Source organism: Dissulfurispira sp. (assembly GCF_036745535.1).
Taxonomy (GTDB): domain Bacteria; phylum Nitrospirota; class Thermodesulfovibrionia; order Thermodesulfovibrionales; family Dissulfurispiraceae; genus Dissulfurispira.
The window spans coordinates 1-3,050 of sequence record NZ_DAIOFX010000127.1 but is presented as its reverse complement, the minus strand read 5'-3'; the positions used below and the strand labels follow the sequence as shown (position 1 = coordinate 3,050).

General features: G+C 43.4%; 4 protein-coding genes. All 4 read right to left on the bottom strand.

The features are described 5' to 3' along the window. Positions 1–95: 95 nt before the first annotated feature. The 4 genes from V7L97_RS11885 to V7L97_RS11870 are packed head-to-tail and all read right to left on the bottom strand — an operon-like array spanning position 96 to position 2,956. Positions 96–449, bottom strand: a complete 354-nt coding sequence (locus tag V7L97_RS11885; RefSeq protein WP_333656254.1) for a cytochrome c3 family protein — start codon at positions 447–449, stop codon at positions 96–98. Positions 450–466: 17 nt separating this feature from the next. Further along, positions 467–1,453, bottom strand: a complete 987-nt coding sequence (locus V7L97_RS11880) for an MlaD family protein (protein WP_333656252.1) — start codon at positions 1,451–1,453, stop codon at positions 467–469. Next, entirely contained in the window at positions 1,446–2,192 is a 747-nt protein-coding gene (locus tag V7L97_RS11875; protein ID WP_333656249.1) for an ABC transporter ATP-binding protein, read from the bottom strand. The genes V7L97_RS11880 and V7L97_RS11875 overlap by 8 nt, the downstream gene beginning before the upstream one ends. Beyond that, a complete protein-coding gene (locus tag V7L97_RS11870) occupies positions 2,189–2,956 on the bottom strand; it encodes an MlaE family ABC transporter permease (protein ID WP_333656247.1) in 768 nt (255 codons plus the stop codon). The genes V7L97_RS11875 and V7L97_RS11870 overlap by 4 nt, the downstream gene beginning before the upstream one ends. Positions 2,957–3,050: the final 94 nt, after the last annotated feature.

The following is a 3,050-nucleotide window of genomic DNA, read 5'->3' as shown; positions in this document are numbered from 1 at the left end:
TGCTTGATAGATAATGCATTTATCATCTCTCATATACACTTGAATCAACACTTTTAAAGTCTCTGAGCAGTATCTGGCATATAAAATAGCCCTACTTAGATAAAGTTTATCACATCTTTTCTTTTTTTCAACTGGTATTTGTAAGAAGACTGATGTGGGTCATGGCATTGTGAACAGTTACCTTTAACCTGTCTGTGGACCCCTTTAGTTGTATCTATCCTGTCGGGATGGCATTTATAACAGAGCTTTTCGTCACCCTTTATCGGTGCAAATTTATGCTGTCCTGTTTTAGAGTGGCACATCAGGCAGTCACCAACTGCCACAGGGCCGTGCACATACTTTTCCTTGCCCATATTGGAGTGACACTTTTCTGTGATGCATGACTCCCTGGCATCTGCAAAACAAGAGAATAAACATAATACAAATGCAGCCAAAATAAAGCTTCTCATATTCTTTTATCCCCCATTTAGAAAATGCTGAATTTAAAATATTTCTTTGGATTTGCCTTGATATCTTTTGCCAGCTCGCTTAAATCCTTGGTCAATGCCTTAAGCTCCGATACACTCTCTTTGAATTCGCTTTCGAGCTTCTTATCCTTGACCAGGCTTCCCGCTACACCTTCTCCTGCCTCAATTTTATCCAGGACAGCAGCAAGCTGTTTCGATGCCTTACTGAGGTTTTCGTATAATGCAGGGTCTTCTGCGAGTTTCTTCAATGAGCCCTCACCCTCTGTCACCTTCCTGCCGAATTCTTCCACAGAGGATGTAGCCGAGAGCATTTTATTGTAGAGGGAAGGGTCTTCTATGAGTTTCTTAACCGTCCCTTCCGACTCCTTAAAATCCTTCAGGATTCCTGACAAAGACTTTGAAGCATCCTGAAGATTATTATAGAGTTGAGGGTCTGTAAGGAACTTTGAATTGGCAATTCCTGTGGCGCTTTTCTCTATCTTTTTAAGAAAGCCTTCGAGTTCTCCTATAAACTCCGTAATCTTCACAAGGGTGGTGGAGCCTGCTTTGATAATATCCTTAATCTCTATCTGCTCAACCCCTTTTATGGTATCTCCATGGGATATAGGTGCTGCATCAGGAGATCCCAGGCTGATTTCGATGTATTTGTCTCCAAGAAGCCCGATGGTCTTGACAGTAACAGTGGAATCTTTTCGTATATGCTTTGCGGATTTCTTAGCTATAGACATGGTGACCATGGTGCCGTATTCTGCATGGAGGTCTATACTCTTAACAGAGCCTATCTCTACGCCGGATATCCACACAGGTGATCCCTTTCTCAATCCCCTCACATCCTTAATCTGAGCCTTAATATCAATCTTTGGTGAAAGCATGCTTTCTATGCCCCCTGCAAACAATACAGTAAATAACAAAAGCAGGAAGGCAATGGTTACAACAATGCCCACCTTGAGCTTCGACCACATAAGCTGTCTTTTCATATCAAACATTTTTTACCCCTGCATAGTTTAATTCGCTGATAAATACCTGGATATCAGGAATATCTGAATGTAATAGTTTTTCACTGTCCCCGTCAAATACCAGTTCTCCATCCTTTAAAAACATAAACCTGCTTGCAACCCTTAATGCATCCACAACCTTGTGCGTGACGATGATAAAACCTTTTCCGTCTTTCGACAACTCCAGAATCAGCTTGCAGATATTGTCTGCATTCACAGGGTCAAGGCCTGATGTGGGCTCATCGTAAAGGAACATTTTTGGATCGCATGCAGCCAATGACCTTGCTATGGAAACCCTTCTGTGCATTCCTCCGCTCAGTTCTTCGGGCATAAACTCCATTGCATGCTCCACTCCCACAATCCTGAGCAATTCCCTGACCTTCCTGTCTATCTCTTCTTCTGCCATCTTAGTATATTCCCTCAGACAGAATGCCACATTTTCCTTTACATTTAGAGAATCAAAGAGCGCCCCTTCCTGAAATACAAGGCTAAACTTCATCCGTACTTCTCTCAGTTCGTCTTCTGTCTTCCCTGTTATATCCTCGCCATCGATAATTATCTTCCCTGAATCGGGTTTTATGAGGCCCATTATCAGCTTGAGGATCGTGGTCTTTCCTTCCCCGCTTCCTCCGAGGATTGCAACCCTTTCGTCAGAGTTTATGGAAAAACTCAGGTCTTTGATAATCTGCCTTGAGCCGTATGAAAAACATACCTTATCGAATACAATCATACTGAAAACCCCAGCACATAAAGCAGTATCCTTGTGAGTATAAAATCGGAGACTATAATCATTATGATTGACGTTACAACAGCCTTTGTGGTGGACTGCCTGAGACCGGTTGCTCCGCCTTTTGTGGAAAGCCCCATGTAGCAGCATATGCAGGCTATGAGATACCCGAAGACAAAGGGTTTAATAGCGCCGAAGAAGACATTCTCGAAGATCAATTCCTCCCGTATCGAACTCCAGTATACTGTACCGCTCTGATTGCTTACAAACACCGCTATATAATATCCGCCGAAAAGGGAGACGGCGTCTCCTATGATTGTCAGGGCAGGAAGCATTATTATGGAACTAACTATCCTCGGTGTAACAAGCTTTTTTATTGGGTCGACACCGAATACCCTGAATGTGTCCACCTGGTGTCCCAACACCATCAACCCTAATTCAGAAGCCATCCCTGCGCCAACCCTTCCGGTAAAAACGATGGCAGCCACCACAGGCCCCAATTCCCTGATCACCGATATGCCGACGACCTTTCCTGTATATACCTTCATTCCGAGCCTTGAGAGTTCCGCAGACAACTGGAGGGAAAGGGCCATGCCCACGAAGAGGGAGACTATGAAGATAATGAAAAACGAGCCTGCCCCGGCGTAGTCCATCTGTTCTATCATATCTCTTAGATATAAAGGCCTCTTAAAGATGCTTAGCAGTCCTCTAATGGAAAGCAGGTAGAAATCCTGAAGATCGCCTATCAATTCCTTCAGTCTATTCATTACTGCAGCACTCCATTGCTTTATTTTTGCCTAAATTGTGCAATTCTAATCTTAGAATTATATGTCAGGCGCTGCGAAAAGACTTTAAACCACG